The organism is Pseudomonas chaetocerotis, from assembly GCF_015712105.2.
In the GTDB taxonomy this organism is placed as follows: Bacteria; Pseudomonadota; Gammaproteobacteria; order Pseudomonadales; family Pseudomonadaceae; genus Aquipseudomonas; species Aquipseudomonas chaetocerotis.
In genome coordinates this window covers 220233-238037 of the sequence record NZ_JACFYX020000003.1, presented here as the reverse complement: position 1 = coordinate 238037, position 17805 = coordinate 220233, and the positions used below count along the sequence as shown (strand labels likewise).

The window sequence follows — 17805 nt, the reverse complement described above, 5'->3', positions numbered from 1 at the left end:
CGCAGCAAATGAGCGGCGCCGGTCGTGTTCCCGGTGCGCGCGGTGCACCCTACGTGTAGCCCGGATGCAATCCGGGCTACACCATCTTAAAGCGTCTTGGCCATGCGGTTGGCCAGCAGTGCCCAGCCCAGCAATAGGGCGCAGAGAATCGCCAGCGGCCAGATGCGCCATTGCAGATAGGGCGTGAGCCCCTGCATGGGCAGCACTTCGCCGTAGAGCACGCCTTGTTCGAACTGCGGTAAGCCGAACTGGATACGTCCTTGCGGGTCGATTACCACGGTCATGCCGTTGTTGGTGGCGCGGATCATCCAGCGTCCGGCCTCCAGTGCGCGCATCTGCGCCATCTGCAGGTGCTGCAGCGGGCCGATGGAAGTGCCGAACCAGGTGTCGTTGCTCACCGTAAGGAGGATCTCGCTGTCCGCTGCCAGTGCTGCGGCGAACTCCGGGTAGACCACTTCATAGCAGATGAAGGGCGCGATGCGATGCCCCTTGGCCAGCAGCGGTGGCTGGTCGGCCGGGCCACGGGCGAAGTCGGACATCGGCAAGTCGAAGAAGGCGATCAGGCCGCGCAGCACTTCCTGCAGAGGGACGTATTCGCCGAATGGCACCAGCTTCTGCTTGAGGTAGGTGCCCTGGCCTTCACCAAAGCTGGTGATCGCATTGTAATAACGCAGCTCGCCACGTTCGTTGGACTGGCGCACTGGCACGCCGCTGATCAGCGCACTGTTACGATCACGGGCGAAGCGATCCATCACGCCGATATAGCCCTGGGCCATGTCCTTGAGTACCGGGATCGCCGTTTCCGGCCAGACCAGAATGTCGACCCGCTCGGTGCTGAAACTGAGGTCGCGATACAGCGCCAGCTGCGCGTTGAGGTGGGCCGGGTCCCACTTCAGGTTCTGCTCGACGTTACCTTGCACGGCGGCAACTGTAAGGCTGTTGCCCGCGGCGCGGGTCCAGTTGTGATCCTTCAGCGCCAGGCCGGCAATCCAGGGGCTCAACAACAGAAGCAGGGCGCAGACGTAGCGTGGTTTGTGCTTGCGCAGGCGCTCCAGATTGATGATCAGCGCTGCCGACAGGGCGATGACGAAGGACGAAAGCCACACGCCGCCGACCGGTACCAGGCCGCTGAGCGGGCCTTCGAGCTGGCTGTAGCCGGCATAGAGCCAGGGAAAGCCGGTGAGGAACCAACCGCGAAACACTTCCTGTGCGACCCATAGCGCGGCGAACGCCAGGGCGTCGGCCAGTGGCGCTTCGTTGCGGCGTATCCAGCGCGCCCAGAGGGCGCCAGTCAGGGCGAACAACAGGCCCAGGCCGGCGACGAAGCCCAGGGTGAGAATGCCGGCCAGTGCCGGTGATGCGGCGCCGTAGTCGTGGATGCTGACATAGACCCAGCTGGTACCGGCGGCGAACAGCCCGAAGCCATAGCTCCAGCCGCGCAGCGCTGCCTGTCCGGGGCGCAGATGGCGCAGGCCGAAATACAACAGGGCAATGGACAGCACGGCCAATGGCCAGAGATCGAAAGGCGCGAGCGCCAGGGTGGTCAGGGCGCCAGCGCCGCAGGCGAGCAGGTGGCCGGGCCAGCCCGGGCGAGTGATCCATTGCAACATGAGCAGATCCTTGAAATCGGGGTGGCGCAAGGGTAGGGGCAGGCAGTGGCGGGCGGCAAGTGGTAGCCCGGATGCAATCCGGGGAGGCTGGTTGCCATCCCCGGGTAGCGGTTGTCAGCGGCTGACTGGCGTCAGGCGCAGCAGGTGGATGCGGCGGCTGTCGGCGTTGAGCACGCGGAAGCGGAACTCGCCGATCTCGGTGACTTCGTTGCGCTTGGGCAGGTGGCCGAAGGCACTCATCACCAGGCCACCGACGGTGTCGTATTCGTCGTCGGAGAACTGGCTGTCGAAGGTTTCGTTAAAGCTGTCGATGGGCGTCAGCGCCTTGATCAGGTAGTCGCCGGAGGGCAGCGGCTTGATGTAGCCGTCTTCCTCGACATCGTGCTCGTCTTCGATGTCGCCAACGATCTGCTCGAGTACATCCTCGATGGTCACCAGGCCGGCGACACCGCCGTATTCGTCGATGACCACGGCCATGTGGTTGTGGTTGGCGCGGAACTCGCGCAGCAGCACGTTCAGGCGCTTGGACTCGGGCACGAAGGTGGCCGGGCGCAGCAGGTCCTTGATGTTGAAGTTGGGTTGTTCACCCTGCAGGATCAGCGGCAGCAGATCCTTGGCCAGGAGAATGCCGATGACGTCGTCGAGACTCTCGCCGACCACCGGGTAGCGCGAGTGCGCCGCGTCGATGATGGCGGGCAGGAACTCGCGGGGCGTCTGGCTGGCCTTGATGCTGATCATCTGCGAGCGCGGCACCATGATGTCGCGTACCTGCAGGTCGGCGACCTGGATGGCGCCTTCGACGATGGCCAGTGCTTCGCTGTCGAGCAGCTTGTTCTGGTGGGCTTCGCGCAGGACTTCCAGCAGTTCCTGGCGGTTTCTCGGCTCATGAGCAAAAGCCTGGGTCAGCTTGTTGAACCAGGACTTCTGCTCGTTGCTCGATCGGTCTTCGCTCATGGCGTTTTACTCGGGGTCCTTGTCAGGAGGGGATTCGTCGTCCGCATAAGGGTCGGGATGACCCAGTTCGGCGAGCAATTGTCGTTCCAGTTCTTCCATCTCGAGGGCTTCGTCTTCCTCGATATGGTCATAGCCCAGCAGGTGCAGGCAGCCGTGGATCACCAGGTGTGCCCAGTGCGCCTCGGGTGTCTTGCCTTGCTCGGCGGCTTCGCGCTCGACCACCGGCACGCAGATCACCAGGTCGCCCAGCAGCGGAATATCGAGGATTCCGTCGGGGATATCGGCCGGGAAGGACAGTACGTTGGTGGCGTAGTCCCTGTGCCGCCAGGTGTGGTTCAGCTCGCGACCTTCGGCCTCGTCGACCAGGCGAATGGTCAGCTCGGAATCTGCCGTGCGCTGGCGCAGGGCCAGTTCGCACCAGCGGCGCAGTTGCGCCTCGTCCGGGTGCTGGCCGTCAGTGGCCAGTTGCAGGTCGAGTTCAAGCATCGTGGCTGTCGGCCTTGCCGTGCAGGCGCGCGTCGTGGCGCTCGTAGGCCTCGACGATGCGCTGCACCAGCGGGTGACGCACCACGTCCTTGGGCTTGAAGTGGGTGAAGCTGATGCCGGGCACGTCACGCAGTACCTCAATGACGTGCGCCAGGCCGCTCTTGGTACCGCGCGGCAGGTCGACCTGGGTGATGTCGCCGGTGATCACGGCGGTAGAGCCGAAACCGATTCGGGTGAGGAACATCTTCATCTGCTCGACGGTGGTGTTCTGACTCTCGTCGAGAATGATGAAGCTGTTGTTAAGAGTGCGGCCGCGCATGTAGGCCAGTGGTGCGATCTCGATCACCTGCTTCTCGATCAGCTTGGCCACGTATTCGAAGCCGAGCATCTCGTAAAGCGCGTCGTACAGCGGGCGCAGGTAAGGGTCGATCTTCTGCGCCAGGTCGCCGGGCAGGAAACCGAGCTTCTCGCCGGCTTCGACCGCCGGACGCACCAGCAGGATGCGGCGCACCTGTTCGCGCTCCAGCGCGTCCACCGCGCAGGCCACGGCCAGGTAGGTCTTGCCGGTACCGGCCGGGCCGATGCCGAAGTTGATGTCGTTGTCGAGGATCGCCTTGACGTAACGCTGCTGGTTGGCGCCGCGTGGCTTGATCACGCCTTTCTTGGTGCGCAGGGTGACCTGTGGCAGGTTGCTGGGATTGACCAGTTCCTCGACGCCGGACTCCTGCAAGTACAGATGCACCAGGTCGGGTGACAGCTCGGTGGCTTTGGTTTCGCGGTACAGCTTGCGCAGCAGGGTTTCGGCGGCCTGGGTCTTTTCGGTGCTGCCAAGCATCTCGAACTGGTTGCCACGGTTGCGGATTTCCAGGCCGAGTCGCTCTTCGATCAGGCGCAGATGTTCGTCGAACTGGCCGCAGAGGTTGGCGAAACGGCGGGCCTCGAAAGGTTCGAGGGTGAAGCGATGAGGTTCTAGAGAGGCGTTCAAGGTGATGGTGTGATCGTCACGTGTCTGGGTATGGAAAGGCAGCATAACGCCGGTCGCCCACAACGCAAAGTGTGGGCAATTACGGCTTTAGTTGAGGGTGCTGGCATCCAGCAGGGTGCCGCGCAGGGAGTGGGGCAGGGCGTCGTCGATGTGGACGTCGACGAACTGGCCGATCAGGCGCGGATTGTCGCAACGGAAATTGACGATGCGGTTCTGCTCGGTGCGGCCCTGGAGCATGCCCGGGTCCTTTTTCGAGTAGTCGCTGACCAGGATGCGTTGCACCGTGCCGACCATGCGCCGGCTGTTCTCGAAGCCGTTCTGGTTGATGCGGTGCTGCAGCAGGGCCAGGCGCTGCTTCTTCACCTCGTCCGGGGTGTCGTCGGCCAGGTCGGCTGCCGGTGTGCCGGGGCGCGAGCTGTAGATGAATGAGAAGGAGAAGTCGAAACCGACGTCCTCGATCAGCTTCATGGTCTGCTCGAAGTCCTTCTCGGTCTCGCCGGGGAAGCCGACGATGAAGTCCGAGCTGATCAGGATGTCCGGCACGGCGGCGCGCAACTTGCGGATGCGCGACTTGTATTCCAGGGCGGTGTGGTTGCGCTTCATTGCCGCGAGGATACGGTCGGAGCCGGACTGCACCGGCAGGTGCAGGTATTTCACCAACTGCGGGATCTCGGCGTGGGCCTGGATGATCGCATCGGAGAATTCCAACGGGTGGCTGGTGGTGTAGCGAATACGTTCGACACCCTCGAGCGCGGCCACGGCATGCAGCAACTCGGCGAAGTCCGCGATATGGCCATCTGGCGCTTCGCCCCGGTAGCCGTTGACGTTCTGCCCGAGCAGGGTGATTTCCTTTACGCCTTTCTCGGTCAGGGAGGTGATTTCCATCAACACGTCGACCAGCGGTCGGCTGACTTCCTCGCCACGGGTGTAGGGCACGACACAGAAGGTGCAGTACTTGCTGCAGCCTTCCATCACCGAAACGAAGGCGCTGGGGCCGTCGACGCGCGGTTCGGGCAGGCGGTCGAATTTTTCGATCTCGGGGAAGCTGATGTCCACCTGCGCGGTCTTGGTGGTGCGCGCGGCGTCGATCATCTCCGGCAAGCGGTGCAGAGTCTGCGGGCCGAACACCACGTCGACATAGGGTGCGCGGTCGCGGATCGCCGCGCCTTCCTGGCTGGCCACGCAGCCGCCGACGCCGATCACCAGGTCCGGGTTGGCCTGCTTCAACTCGCGCCAGCGGCCGAGCTGGGAGAACACCTTGTCCTGCGCCTTCTCGCGGATCGAGCAGGTATTGAGCAGGATCACGTCGGCGTCTTCGGGTTTTTCCGTGACCTCCAGGGCCTGATGCTCGCCCAGCAAGTCGACCATGCGCGAGCTGTCGTACTCGTTCATCTGGCAACCGTGGGTTTCGATATAGAGCTTCTTGGTCATGGCACTGTCTGAGGTGGTTAAAAAATGACCGCGCATTATAGGCGTGTGCCAAGGGGGATGCTACCGCTCAGTTCCCGTGGCCCGGATGCAATCCGGGGCCTTGCGACGTCCGTCTCTGGATTGCATCCGGGCTACGCATGCGTCGCTGTGCTATTCTGCGCACCCCGTTTTTCCTGACTTCGAGTCTTCATGAGCAAGCGCGATCCCATCTACAAGGTGATTTTCCTCAACCAGGGTCAGGTGTACGAGATGTACGCCAAGCAGATCTATCAGAGCGATCTGTGGGGCTTTCTGGAGGTAGAGGAGTTCGTCTTCGGCGAGCGCAGCCAACTGGTGGTCGACCCCAGCGAGGAGAAGCTCAAGGCGCAGTTCGAGGGTGTGGTGCGCAGCTTCGTGCCGATGCACGCGATCATTCGCATCGACGAGGTAGAGCGTCTGGGCACGGCGAAGATCAGCGAGGCCAAGGGCGGCGGCAACGTGATGCCGTTCCCCATGCCGATGCCGGATAAATAAGAGCAGGCCCTTAGGGTGCGTCGTGTGTACCAGCAGTAGGGTGGGCTTCAGCCCGCCAGCGGTATCGAGATGCTACTTGGTGGGCTGAAGCGGAACGCCGCCCGGCCCACCCTGTGGGGTTAGGGCAGCGGCGCGAAGGGCGAGCGACCTTCGGCGGTCTGCAGCTCCAGCAGGTAGCTGCGGAAAATCTGCCCCAGCACCTGGCTGGCGATTTCCAGTTCATCGCGGCGCATCTGCGCCGATACCAGATCAGCACTGTCCATGGCTTCGTCCGAGCCATTGACCGATGCCATCTTCAACACGATGTAGGCCTGTACGTTGTTGGCCGGTACGCCTTCGCCGCGAAAGAACATGGTGCCCAGGCGCAGCTGCGCTTCGGCGTGGCCCTGCAGCGAGGCGCGCTCGAACCAGGTCAGTGCCTGCTTGAGGTCGCGTGGGGTGCGTTTGCCGTCGTAATAGTACTCACCCAGCTCATAAGCTGCCTGCATGTTGCCGGCGCGCGCCATCTCCTGGCAACTGGCCAATGCGTCGGGCATTTCTTCGGGGGAGGCGTTCAGCGCACAGCTGCCGCTAGCCGGGATCAGCAGGGAATTGCCGCCTGCAAACGCAAACAACGGGAGGAAGAGCAACAGGCAGCCCAGGGACAGGGTGCGGCCGGTGCGGTTCATCTGGATAACGGGACCTCGGCAGTTCAGGTCGGGTGACGTGCCCGGTCGGCGCAGAAGGTGCCGACCGCCGCATTATGGAATAACCGCGGGCTTGTTACAAAGGCTTTACCTGGCCTGTCGTTTCGCACTCCCCGGCAGGCGCAGCAGCAGCCAGGCCAGCAGCGGATAAGCCGGCGTCAGCAGCACATGGAACAGATCGATACGGCGCAACGGCCCGATCACACCTTCAGTACCAACCGCCAGACCGGCCAGCAGGAACAGTCCCACCACAGTGATTGCGCCGATCGCAGGCGCGCGGCGCGGCCACTGCACGGCGCCGGCATAGAGGATCAGTACCAGCGTGGTCAGGTTCAGTGCCAGGCGGTAGTCCTCGAGATAGCCCATCTGCCGGAACAGTTCGAAGAAGGCGCACAAACCAAGGACGACACGCCCCCAGTTCGGACGGCTCCAGGCCCAGCGGCGACCCAGCGCCAATGCCGCCGCGCCGAGCAGCGGCAGGCCGAGAAAGCTGCTGGCCTGGCTCAGCCACAGGTGCGCAGGCTGCCAGCTTGGGTCGAAGCCGTAGCGAATCACACCGACGCTGGCCGCTGCCGCCGGCAACAGGAAACCGAGCAGGGCGCAGAACAGCGCCGGCTGGTCGCCCTCGCCGTAGCGCCCGCGTGCCCGACCGATAATCCAGACGCAGGCGGCGCAGGCCAGTGCCAGTAACGCATCACTGAAGGCGGTGCTGTACTGCATCAGGCTTTTTTCAGCTCGGTGAAGGCGCGCTCGGCGGCAGCGAAGGTGATGTCCAGTTCCTTGTCGCCGTGGGCAATGGAGGTGAAGCCCGCTTCGAAGGCGCTCGGGGCCAGGTATACGCCGCCGTCCAGCATCAGGTGGAAGAAACGGTTGAAGCGTGCGCTGTCGCTGGCCATCACGTCGGCGAAGGTGACGATGTCGTCGGCACCGCTGAAGTACAGGCCGAACATGGCACCTGCCTGCGTGGTGACGAAGGGGATGCCGGCGGCATCGGCGCGCTCCTGCAGGCCGGCGAGCATGCGCGAGGTGTAGTCGGTGAGTTCGGTGTGAAAGCCCGGACGGCTGATCAGCTTCAGCGTGGTCAGGCCGGCGGCCATGGCCAGCGGGTTGCCCGACAGGGTGCCGGCCTGGTAGACCGGGCCGAGCGGGGCGATGCATTCCATGATCGCGCGCTTGCCGCCAAAGCAACCCACCGGCATGCCGCCGCCGATGATCTTGCCGAAGGCGGTCAGATCCGGGGTGACGCCGTAGTGCGCCTGGGCGCCGCCGAGAGCGACACGGAAACCGGTCATCACTTCGTCGAAGATCAGTACCACGCCATGCTTGTCGCACTGTTCGCGCAGGCCTTCGAGGAAGCCCGGCGCCGGCGGCACGCAGTTCATGTTGCCGGCCACGGGCTCGACGATGATGCAGGCGACTTCCTGGCCGACCTGTGCCAGGCACTCGGCCACGGCGTCGATGTCGTTGAACGGCAGGGTCAGGGTGTGCTTGGCGAACGCCGCGGGCACGCCGGCGGAGTTCGGCACGCCCTGGGTCAATGCGCCAGAGCCGGCCTTGACCAGCAGGCTGTCGGAGTGACCGTGGTAGCAGCCCTCGAACTTGATGATGCTGTCGCGGCCGGTGTAGCCACGGGCCAGGCGGATGGCGCTCATGGTCGCTTCGGTGCCGGAACTGACCATGCGCACCATCTCCATCGACGGCACCAGGCTGCAAACCAGCTCGGCCATTTCGGTTTCCAGCGCGGTCGGCGCGCCGTAGGACAGGCCGTGTTGCAACTGGCGGCGCACCGAGTCGAGTACGTCCGGGTGGCTGTGGCCGAGGATCATCGGGCCCCAGGAGCCGACGTAATCGACGTAGCGCTTGTCGTCTTCGTCCACGACATAGGCGCCTTCGGCGTGCTTGAAGAACAGCGGCGTGCCGCCGACGCTGCGGAAGGCGCGCACCGGCGAGTTGACACCGCCGGGGATGTGTTTCTGGGCATTGGCGAAAAGGATTTCTGAACGGGACATGGCAGGTCTCTCTGGAAACGAATCAGTCGAACAGCGCGGCAAAGGCGCGGGCGCGGTCTTCCACCTCGGTGGCGGAGTCCGCAGCGAACAGGGCGTGGATCACGGCGACCATGCTGGCGCCACGGGCGATCAGGCCCGGTGCGGTGTCCAGGGTCACGCCGCCGATGGCGACGATGGGCTGGGCAAAACGCGCACGCGCCTCGTCCAGCAGCTCCACGGTGGCAGCCGGAGCACCGGGTTTGGTGTTGGAATTGAAGAAGCGGCCGAAAGCGATGTAACTGGCGCCTTCGCTGACGGCGCGCTCGGCCAGCTCCAGTTGAGCATGGCAGGTGCCGCCGATCACGATATCGGCACCGAGACGCGCGCGGGCAGCGGCCAGTGAGCCGTCGGTCTGGCCAAGGTGCAGGCCGACGCCCAGGCGGGCGGCCAGCTCCAGGTCGTCATTGATGATCAACGTGGCGCCGTGGTGCTGGCACAGTTCGGCCAGGGCCTGGGCTTCATCGAAGCGGCGTGCGGTGTCGCCCGACTTGTCGCGGTACTGCAGCAGACGTGCGCCGCCGACCAGCGCCGCTTCGGCGTAGGGCAGCAGCTTGCCGCCGGCCAGCAGCGGGGTGTCGGTGATGGCGTAAAGACCGCGCAGGTTCACGAACGACTCTTCATTGCAAAAAGTCCAAAGGCAGTCGGCGCGGCACGTATTGGCCGTGGCCGGGTTGTTCGGCGTCGCGCAGGGTGCGCCAGGTGTAATCCAGGGCACTCTTCACTGCACTGACCAGTTCCTCGCCTAGTGCCAGACGACCGGCCAGGGTGCTGGCCAGGGTGCAGCCGGAGCCATGGTAGCTGCCCGGCAGGCGTGCGCAGGTGAAGGTATGACGGCTGCCGTCGCGGCTGTACAGGCGGTTGTGCACTTCGGCTTCGTCGCCGTGGCCGCCGGTGATCAGCAGGTGCTCAATATAAGGCAGAAGCTTGTCGGCACACTCGTCGGCGCTGCCTTGCGGCAGTTCGGCGAGAATGCGCGCTTCCGGCAGGTTCGGTGTGGCGATGGTGGATGCGGCGAACAGGCGCTCGCGCATCGCATAGCCGACGTCATCCTTGCCCAACGAGCCGCCGCCGCCCGCGCGCAGTACCGGGTCACAGACCAGGGGTACACCCGGCAGTTGGCTCATCACCTCGAGCACGGTGTCGACCATGTCCACCGAGCCGAGCATGCCCAGTTTGACGGCGGCCACCGGCATGTCGGCGATTACCGCGCGGGCCTGGGCCAGCACCCAGTCGCGGTCGAGCACGCGGAAGTCGGAGACGTTGACGGTATCCTGCACGGTCAGGGCGGTCACCGTCGGGGCGGCGTGGCAACCTTGAGCCAGCAGGGCTTCGATATCGGCCTGCAGGCCGGCACCACCGCTGGGGTCGTGACCGGACATGCAGAGCACTACGGGGCGGGAGTTTGGCGTTTTCATGGTGCGCGAGCTTATCACTAACAGGCCTTGAGTCGCTGCACGCCATGCCAGTTGGTAGCCTTTCTGATTCTCGTGCGTATTGGCGTTAGCCTGGCTGGAAATGGCATCATGCGCGGCCCTGCCGCCTTGCCCGAATGCCTCCGATGACGCTGCGTACCTGCCTGATCATGATGACCGCCTTGGCGGTGATCACCGATAACCTGATCATTCCTTTTTATCCGCAGTATTTCGCCGAGCGTTTCGACAACCCGCCGGAGCAGTATGTCGGCCTCTACCTGGCTGTGGTCAGCCTGGTGGTGATGTCGGTGTTCCCGCTCTGGGCGCGCCTGGCCAAGCGTGTGCACCCGGTGCGCATTCTGATCAGCGCGCAACTGATGGCCGGCAGCCTGACCGCTGCCTGCTATTTCATCGACTCGCTGCCGCTGTTCTGGGTGGTGTCGCTGCTGATGGTGGTGTTCAAGGGCAGTTACCTGCTGATGTACCCCTACGTGATGAGCCTGCAGCAACAGGACAACCACACCCAGACCATTGGCACGTTGTCGGTGGTGGTGCACTTCGGCGCCATTCTTGGTGCCGCGCTGGGCGGTCTGATTCTGCAGATCATGAACATCGGCGACGTGTTCCTGGTAATGGCCGCCGGCGACTTCATCCAGATGGCCATCTGCATGCATCTGGTGCGTGGCTACCTGCCGGCACCGGGTGAGCAGCCGGCGAGCGACGAGGCGCCGGTGAAGAACGAGTCGCGCAGTCTGCCGGCGATCTACCGTCTGTGCCTGGTGATGCTGCTGTTCTATTTCGTCGGTTACGTCACGCGTCCGTTCTTTGCCGTCTATTGGCAACAGGTGGCGCACTGGAACAGCGAGATGGCGGCCGGCTTCGTCTATGCGCTGCCCGGCGCCGTGGCGGTGCTGGCGCTGTGGTGGGGGCGCCGCGCGACGAAAAAGGGCAATACCCGTGACGGCATTCTTGCCGGTTTGCTGCTGGGCGCGGCGGCCACCTTCATCCAGGGTTTCGGTGATCAGTGGCTGATTCTGCTCGGCCGCGTGCTGTTTGGCTGGGCGCTGTATCAGGTCACCGTGCGCCTCGATGCCTTGTTGTTCGAGCTCAGTTCGCCAGAGCACTACGCGGTGGACTTCAGCAAGATCAACATCTTCCAGTGCCTGGGCAACATGGGTTCGGCCTATGGCGCGGGGCTGCTGGTCAGCCATTACAGCCAGGCCATGCCGTTCTGGGTCGGTGCGGTCGGCCTGCTGCTGACCGCCGCGCTGTTCCCCTTGCTGGTGCGCAAGCCCGAGCCGGCCTGAGTCTTGAGTGGCGAATGATAATTTGATGCAGATGCGTATCGATGATTAAATTCGTCCTCCGCACTGCTGCCGTCGTCCGGGTTCGCCGCGATGCAAGACCTCCATCACCTGCTCGATGTGATTCGTCCCAGCCTGTCCTGGCGTGCTGGCCATCGACGGGCACCGATTGGCCTGCCCAAGGAGCTGGTCCGGGCATGCTGAACCTGCGTGATATCGAAGTACGCCGCGGCGAGCGGGTGACGCTGGCGCTGGACGAACTGCATCTGGACGGTGATCGTTTTACCGTGATCCTCGGCCACAACGGCTCGGGCAAGTCGACCCTGATGAACCTGCTGGCGCGGCAGCTGCAGCCGACCCGAGGCTCGCTGCAGTTGGACGGGCGTGCCCTGGAGGGTTTTTCCGCCCGTGACTTTGCCCGGCGTGTGGCCTTCCTGCCGCAGCATCTGCCCGATGTCGCCGGCCTGACCGTACGTGAACTGGTGCGCCTGGGGCGCTTTCCCTGGCGCGGGCTGCTCGGCCGCTGGCGCGCCGAGGACCATGCGGCCGTTGACCAGGCGCTGGCCCAGACCGATGTCGCCCACTACGCCGATCACCTGGCCGACAGTCTCTCCGGTGGCGAGCGCCAGCGCGCCTGGGTCGCCATGCTGCTGGCCCAGCAATCACCGCTGTTGCTACTCGACGAGCCCACCTCGGCGCTGGACCTGGCGCATCAGTACGAGCTGATGCGCCTGCTGCGCCAACTCAATCGCGACAGCGGACGCGGCATCGTCGCCATCCTCCACGACATCAACCTCACCGCGCGGCATGCCGACCGGGTGATCGCCCTCAAACAGGGGCGGATCTTCTTCGACGGCAGCCCGGATGAGCTGCTTAGCGGGCCGTTGCTCAGCCAACTCTATGACATCGATATCGAACTGATCGAGCAGCCCGGCAGCGCCCGCAAGATTGCCGTGGTGACCTGAGCATGACGGCTGTTTCGGCGCCGTCACGCCACCTTCTGACGCTGCTCGCGTTGCTGCCCCTGGCACTGCTGCATCTGTGGCTGGCGGCCGATCTTGATCCGTTCGAACTGTGGGCGATGCTCGATTCTGCCGAGCACGGCTTCGCGTTTCTCCAGCTGCAATTGTCGGCGCTGCCCAGGCTGAGCATGGCACTGCTGACGGGCGCTGCGCTGGGTTTGTCCGGCAGCCTGCTGCAGCAGATCACGCAGAATCGTCTGGTTTCCCCCATGACCATCGGCGCCTCGTCCGGGGCCTGGCTCGGGCTGGTGCTCGCCACCCTGCTGGTGCCGACCTTCGCCGCCAATCACGGGCAGTGGGCGGCGCTGGTTGGCGCGCTGGTAGCGGTTGGCCTGGTGCTGCTGATTGCCGGGCGCAGCGGCATAGGCGGGCTGCCGCTGGTGCTGGGCGGCATGGCCATGAACCTGCTGCTCGGTGCTTTGGCCGCCGGGCTGGTGCTGATCAACAACCAGTACACCCAGGGCTTGTTCGTCTGGGGCGCGGGTGATCTGGCGCAGATCGACTGGCATTGGGTGCAGTGGCTGTGGCCCAAGCTGTTGCTGGCGATGCCGCTGCTGATCCTCGCGCCGCGCCCGTTGAGCCTGCTGCAGATCGGCAGCGCTGCTGCACAGGCCCGTGGCCTGGCCTTGTGGCCAGTGATGCTGGTGCTGTTTCTGGCGGCGCTATGGCTGTGCTCGGTGTCGATCACGGCGGTCGGCCTCATCGGTTTCATCGGCCTGCTCACACCGAACATGGCGAAGATGCTCGGCGCCCGCACGGCGCGTGACGAGCTTTTCTACAGCGCACTACTCGGCGCCTTGCTGCTACTCGGCACTGACGTTCTGGCGCTGCTGGCCAATAGTGTCAGCGGCCAGATGGTACCCAGTGGTGCCGCAGCAGCGTTGATCGGTGCGCCGGTACTGTTGTGGCTGGCGCGCCGGCACCTGGCGGCGGAAGACCCGCGCGGCCTGCAGTTGCCGCGCGGTACCGAGCGGTTCGGCTGGCGCAGTGGGCTGTGGGTGGCGGCTTTTGCCTTGTTGGCGTTGATCGTGGCGCTCGGGCTGGCCCGTGGTGTCGATAGCTGGCACCTGCAGTGGCCGTCGGCGCTGGTGTGGTCGCTACGCTGGCCGCGTGTACTCACCGCGGCGTCTGCCGGCGCCGGTTTGGCGATTGCCGGTCTGCTGCTGCAGCGCCTGTTGCGTAACCCGCTGGCCAGCCCGGATGTCCTCGGCCTGTCCGCAGGCGCCACGCTGGCGGTGATGCTGGCGCTGATCGTCTTTGGTGGCGCGGTGTTCGGCGCGGTCGCACCGCTGGCAGCCTTCGTCGGTAGCCTGGCGGTGCTGGCGGCGTTGATGCTGCTGGGGCGGCGTCATCACTACTCGCCGGCACTGATGGCGCTGTTGGGTATTTCCCTTGGCGCGCTGCTCAACGCTGCCTTGCAGTTCGTGCTGGCGAAGGGGACCGGGGATTCGTTCGCGTTGCTCGGCTGGCTGGCCGGCTCCACCTATCGCGCCACGCCTGCGCAGGCGTTGTGGCTGACATTTGGCGTGCTGCTGTTCGGTGCCCTGGCACTGCTGTGCCAGCGCGCCCTGACGCTGATCGGCATCGGCGACGGGGTGGCCGCCAGCCGTGGCCTGAACGTGCCGCGTTTGCGTCTGGTGCTGCTGGTGCTGGTGGCACTGTTGTGTGCGCTGGTGACCAGCCTGCTCGGGCCGGTGGCTTTCCTGGGGCTTTTGGCCCCGCATATCGCGGTGATGCTCGGCGCGCGTCGGGTGATGCCGCAGCTGTTGCTGGCAGCCTCGCTGGGCGCGGTGCTGATGCTGCTGGCGGACTGGCTCGGCCGCACCTTGATCTTCCCGCTGCAGATTCCGGTGGGCATCGTTGCGTCGGTGTTATGTGGGGGCTACTTCGTCTTCCTGCTCATTCGTGGGAGGTTGGCGTGAAGCGTTGGTTGCTTGGCTTTCTACTGCTTTGGCTGACGCCTGCCTGGGCCTGCGCCGCGCCACGGGTGGCGGCATTGAGCTGGGAGGCCACCGAGCACCTGCTGATGCTCGACGTGACCCCGCTGACCGTGGCCGATGCTGGCGACTACCGCGCCTGGGTGGTGCGGCCAACGCTGCCCGAAGGCGTGCCGTCGGCCGGTTCGCGTCTGGAGCCCAACCTGGAGTTGCTGGCCGAGTTGCAGCCCGAGCTGATCGTCATTGCGCCTTTGCTGGAAGACATTCGTCCGTTGCTCGAACGTATCGCACCGGTGCAGGTGTATCAGGGTTTCAGCCAGGAGCATGACAATCAGCAGGTGCAGCGCGAGGCGTTTCTCGATCTGGCGCGCTCGCTGGGGCGCGAGACGCTGGCCGAGCAACGCCTGCAGGCGATGGACGCCGAACTGGCGCAGTTGCGTGAGCAGCTAAGGGCACATTACCGGGAGCGTTTGCCAGCGGTCACGGTGATTCGGTTCTCGTCGCCGACAGCTGCCTTCATCAATGGCCCCAACTCCATGCCGCAACATGCGTTGGCGCTGCTCGGCCTGCAGCCGGCCATGGACCTGGCGCCAAGCCCCTGGGGCATCACTCAGGTACCGATCACTGCGCTCGGTCGCATCGAAGAGGGTGTCGTGCTGCATATCGAACCCTTTGCCCAGGCGGCGCAGTTGTTCGCCTCGCCACTGTGGAAGGCGATGCCTTTCGTGCGTGAGCAGCGCTTCGCCGCGATGCCCTCGACCTGGACCTATGGCGGCGTGTTTTCCCTGCAGTATCTGGCCGAGGCCATAGGTGAAGCGCTGCTTAAACTGCCGTCTGAATCTGGAAAAGCGACCCAACAGTCCCTAGAGTAGGGCGATTCGAATATAAGTCTGCCGTGCGTGACGGTGCCATCTGATGGGCTAATGGGGGCCTGGGCGCCGTTCGACAGGGTTCTGGAGTCGTATGTACCGGCTGCTCCTGCTCATCGTGAGCTTCGTTTTTTCCTCGCTCGTGGGCGCCGTTACCTTCGACGAACAGACGCGTGCATTGCCGCTGGGCCAGAGCATGTACGTGTTCGAAGACGTGCGTGGCGACGCCAGCATCGACGATGTTGCCTCGCCGGCCGTGCAAGGCAGCTTCCGCCTGCATGACAAACCCGTGCTCAATGCCGGCTATTCGCGCTCTGTGTTCTGGCTGCGGCTGGATCTACACTACCTGCCGCAGCAGGCGCAGGGCCCCCGCAACTGGTTGCTGGAGCTGGCCTATCCGCCGCTCGATCATCTGGAACTGTATCTGCCGAGCGAAGCGGGCGGCTTCGCCTTGGCTCAACGTACCGGTGATGCCTTGCCCTTCGACAGCCGGCAGATCCGGCAGAACAACTACCTCTTTGAATTGAACCTCGAGCCAAACCAGGAGAAGCGCATTTATCTGCGCCTGGAAAGCCAGGGTTCGATCCAGGCGCCGTTGACCCTGTGGGCGCCCAATGCCTACCTGGAAGAGCAACCGGGACGCATCTACGTGCTCGGCATCATCTACGGCGTGTTGCTGGTGATGCTGGTCTACAACCTGTTCATCTTCCTCAGCGTGCGCGACACCAGCTACCTCTATTACATTCTCTACATCGCCTCGTTCGGTCTGTATCAGGTATCGGTCAACGGTGCCGGTATCGAGTATTTCTGGCCCAACAGTCCCTGGTGGGCCAATGCCGCGACACCCTTCCTGATCGGTTCGGCTGCCTTGTTCGGCTGCCAGTTCGCCCGCAGCTTCCTGCACACCTCCGAGCACAGTCCCTGGGTCGATCGCCTGTTGTTGCTGCTCATGGCCTGTGGTGCCGTGGTGATGATCCTGGCACTGAGCGTCAGCTATGCGACCGCACTGCGTCTTGCCACCTACCTTGCGCTGTTGTTCACCGTGGTGATCTCCGCTGCCGGGGTACTGGCCTGGCTGCGCGGCATGCGCGTGGCGCGCTACTTCATCTTCGCCTGGACCGCCTTTCTCATCGGCGGCCTCGTCAACACGCTGATGGTGCTGGGCTACCTGCCGAATATCTTTCTCACCATGTACGCCAGCCAGATTGGCTCGGCGCTGGAGGTGGGCCTGCTGTCGCTGGCGCTGGCCGACCGCATCAACGCGATGAAGGAAGAACGTACGCGTATCCTCCAGGAAGCCGGACGCAAGCTCGAAACGCTGAACCAGGAATTGGCCGACAGCAACCGCTTCAAGGACGAATTCCTCGCCACCGTCACCCATGAGCTGCGTACGCCGATGAACGGGGTAATCGGCTCACTGGAGCTGATGCAGACGGTCAAAATGGACATCGAACTGGAGCAGTACCAGAAGACCGCCGCAGCGTCCGCGCGCGACATGATGCGCATGGTCAACGACATCCTCGCGCTCACCGAGCTGCAGGCCGGCAAACTCTATCCGCGACGTGAGACGTTCAGCCTGCGCGGGCTGTTCGATGGCCTGCGTGCCCAGTATGCCTCGCGCGCCGAAGACAAGGGGCTGACGTTCGCTCTGGAGCTCGATGACAACCTGCCCGACACCCTGGAAGGGGACGCGACCAAGCTGGCGCAGGCGCTCGGCTATTTGCTGGACAACGCCATCAAGTTCACCAGCGAGGGCGGCGTGACGCTGCAGGTCGGCCTGGCCGGCAACGTGGGTAGCAACCTGCCATTAAGTGTGGTGGTCAGCGACAGTGGTATCGGTTTCGTCCATGAGGGCGATCTGTATCAGCGTTTCCACCAGCTCGACGGTTCAATGACCCGCAAGTACGGCGGTTTGGGCATTGGCCTGGCGATCTGTCGGCAACTGGTCGATCTGCTGGGTGGCAGTCTCAGTCACGAGTCTCAGTCGGGGCAGGGCAGTCGTTTTCGCCTCGATGTGCCGCTGACTCTGCCGCTGCAACCACAGGCCAGCGATGTACGCCCGGCACGGCCACTGGGTGGCGCGCTGCAGCGCCAGGCACAGCAATGCACGGTACTGATCGTCGAGGACAATGCGATCAACCAGCTGGTGACCCGCGGCATGTTGCTCAAGCTCGGCTACCGTGTGCGCACTGCCGACAACGGTGCCGAGGCGCTGGAGTTGCTGCGCGGCGAGGCGGTGGATGCGGTGCTGCTCGACTGCCAGATGCCGGTGATGGACGGTTTTGCCACCTGTCGCGCACTGCGCGCCCTGCCGGGCTGCGCCGAGTTGCCGGTGCTGGCGATCACTGCGCACAGTCACAGTGGCGACCGCGAGCGCTGTCTGGCTGCGGGTATGAGCGACTACCTGGCGAAGCCGGTGAAGTTCGACGAGTTGCGCGTGCTGCTGCATGACTGGGTGCTGTGCCGCCCGGCGACGGTTTCCGGTGGCGCCGCTCCGGTCTGACGCGTCTTCGTCGGGTGTGATGTAGCCGCTCCGCCCTGTAGACGC

General features: G+C 64.4%; 16 protein-coding genes. 6 read left to right on the top strand and 10 right to left on the bottom strand.

Annotated features, from left to right (window positions below; translation table 11 throughout):
- Nucleotides 1-86: 86 nt before the first annotated feature.
- The 5 genes from lnt to miaB form a co-directional block, all read right to left on the bottom strand.
- Complete coding sequence (lnt, locus tag H3221_RS07375; RefSeq protein WP_196473461.1) at nt 87-1610, bottom strand: apolipoprotein N-acyltransferase; 1524 nt, start codon at nt 1608-1610, stop codon at nt 87-89.
- A gap of 114 nt (nt 1611-1724) precedes the next feature.
- Nucleotides 1725-2564: an HlyC/CorC family transporter gene (locus H3221_RS07370; protein WP_017675494.1), complete on the bottom strand. Its 840-nt coding sequence runs from the start codon at nt 2562-2564 to the stop codon at nt 1725-1727.
- 6 nt (nt 2565-2570) lie between these two features.
- Entirely contained in the window at nt 2571-3050 is a 480-nt protein-coding gene (ybeY, locus tag H3221_RS07365; RefSeq protein ID WP_196473462.1) for an rRNA maturation RNase YbeY, read from the bottom strand.
- On the bottom strand, nt 3043-4035 hold the full coding sequence (locus tag H3221_RS07360; RefSeq protein WP_196473632.1) for a PhoH family protein: 993 nt from the start codon (nt 4033-4035) through the stop codon (nt 3043-3045). The genes ybeY and H3221_RS07360 overlap by 8 nt, the downstream gene beginning before the upstream one ends.
- Before the next feature lie 87 nt (nt 4036-4122).
- A complete protein-coding gene (gene miaB / locus H3221_RS07355; RefSeq protein WP_196473463.1) occupies nt 4123-5466 on the bottom strand; it encodes a tRNA (N6-isopentenyl adenosine(37)-C2)-methylthiotransferase MiaB in 1344 nt (447 codons plus the stop codon).
- Between the two features lie 189 nt (nt 5467-5655).
- On the opposite strand from miaB, the gene H3221_RS07350 reads away from it, so the two are divergent.
- Nucleotides 5656-5979, top strand: a complete 324-nt coding sequence (locus H3221_RS07350) for a DUF1820 family protein (RefSeq protein WP_013717157.1) — start codon at nt 5656-5658, stop codon at nt 5977-5979.
- A 119-nt stretch (nt 5980-6098) separates the two neighbouring features.
- Here H3221_RS07350 and H3221_RS07345 read toward each other — a convergent pair whose 3' ends face one another.
- From H3221_RS07345 to H3221_RS07325, 5 genes are all read right to left on the bottom strand, one after another.
- Nucleotides 6099-6647 (bottom strand): tetratricopeptide repeat protein, encoded by a 549-nt coding sequence (locus tag H3221_RS07345; RefSeq protein WP_196473464.1) that lies wholly within the window; start codon nt 6645-6647, stop codon nt 6099-6101.
- Between the two features lie 105 nt (nt 6648-6752).
- Nucleotides 6753-7385, bottom strand: coding sequence for a DUF6962 family protein (locus tag H3221_RS07340; RefSeq protein WP_196473465.1), 633 nt, complete (start codon nt 7383-7385; stop codon nt 6753-6755).
- Entirely contained in the window at nt 7385-8674 is a 1290-nt protein-coding gene (gene hemL, locus H3221_RS07335; RefSeq protein ID WP_196473466.1) for a glutamate-1-semialdehyde 2,1-aminomutase, read from the bottom strand. The genes H3221_RS07340 and hemL overlap by 1 nt, the downstream gene beginning before the upstream one ends.
- 22 nt (nt 8675-8696) lie before the next feature.
- Entirely contained in the window at nt 8697-9320 is a 624-nt protein-coding gene (gene thiE, locus H3221_RS07330; RefSeq protein ID WP_196473467.1) for a thiamine phosphate synthase, read from the bottom strand.
- 10 nt (nt 9321-9330) lie between these two features.
- Entirely contained in the window at nt 9331-10128 is a 798-nt protein-coding gene (locus H3221_RS07325; RefSeq protein WP_196473468.1) for a hydroxymethylpyrimidine/phosphomethylpyrimidine kinase, read from the bottom strand.
- 143 nt (nt 10129-10271) lie between these two features.
- Between H3221_RS07325 and H3221_RS07320 the strand changes: the two genes are divergently transcribed.
- The 5 genes from H3221_RS07320 (at nt 10272) to H3221_RS07300 (ending at nt 17760) form a co-directional block, all read left to right on the top strand.
- On the top strand, nt 10272-11432 hold the full coding sequence (locus tag H3221_RS07320) for an MFS transporter (protein ID WP_196473469.1): 1161 nt from the start codon (nt 10272-10274) through the stop codon (nt 11430-11432).
- A 194-nt stretch (nt 11433-11626) separates the two neighbouring features.
- Nucleotides 11627-12394 carry an ABC transporter ATP-binding protein gene (locus H3221_RS07315; RefSeq protein ID WP_196473470.1) on the top strand — a complete coding sequence of 256 codons (768 nt, stop codon included), beginning with the start codon at nt 11627-11629 and terminating at the stop codon, nt 12392-12394.
- Between the two features lie 2 nt (nt 12395-12396).
- Nucleotides 12397-14373 (top strand): Fe(3+)-hydroxamate ABC transporter permease FhuB, encoded by a 1977-nt coding sequence (gene fhuB, locus H3221_RS07310; protein ID WP_196473471.1) that lies wholly within the window; start codon nt 12397-12399, stop codon nt 14371-14373.
- On the top strand, nt 14370-15260 hold the full coding sequence (locus H3221_RS07305) for an ABC transporter substrate-binding protein (RefSeq protein ID WP_196473472.1): 891 nt from the start codon (nt 14370-14372) through the stop codon (nt 15258-15260). The genes fhuB and H3221_RS07305 overlap by 4 nt, the downstream gene beginning before the upstream one ends.
- A gap of 91 nt (nt 15261-15351) precedes the next feature.
- Entirely contained in the window at nt 15352-17760 is a 2409-nt protein-coding gene (locus tag H3221_RS07300; RefSeq protein WP_196473473.1) for a hybrid sensor histidine kinase/response regulator, read from the top strand.
- The last annotated feature ends 45 nt before the right edge of the window (nt 17761-17805 follow it).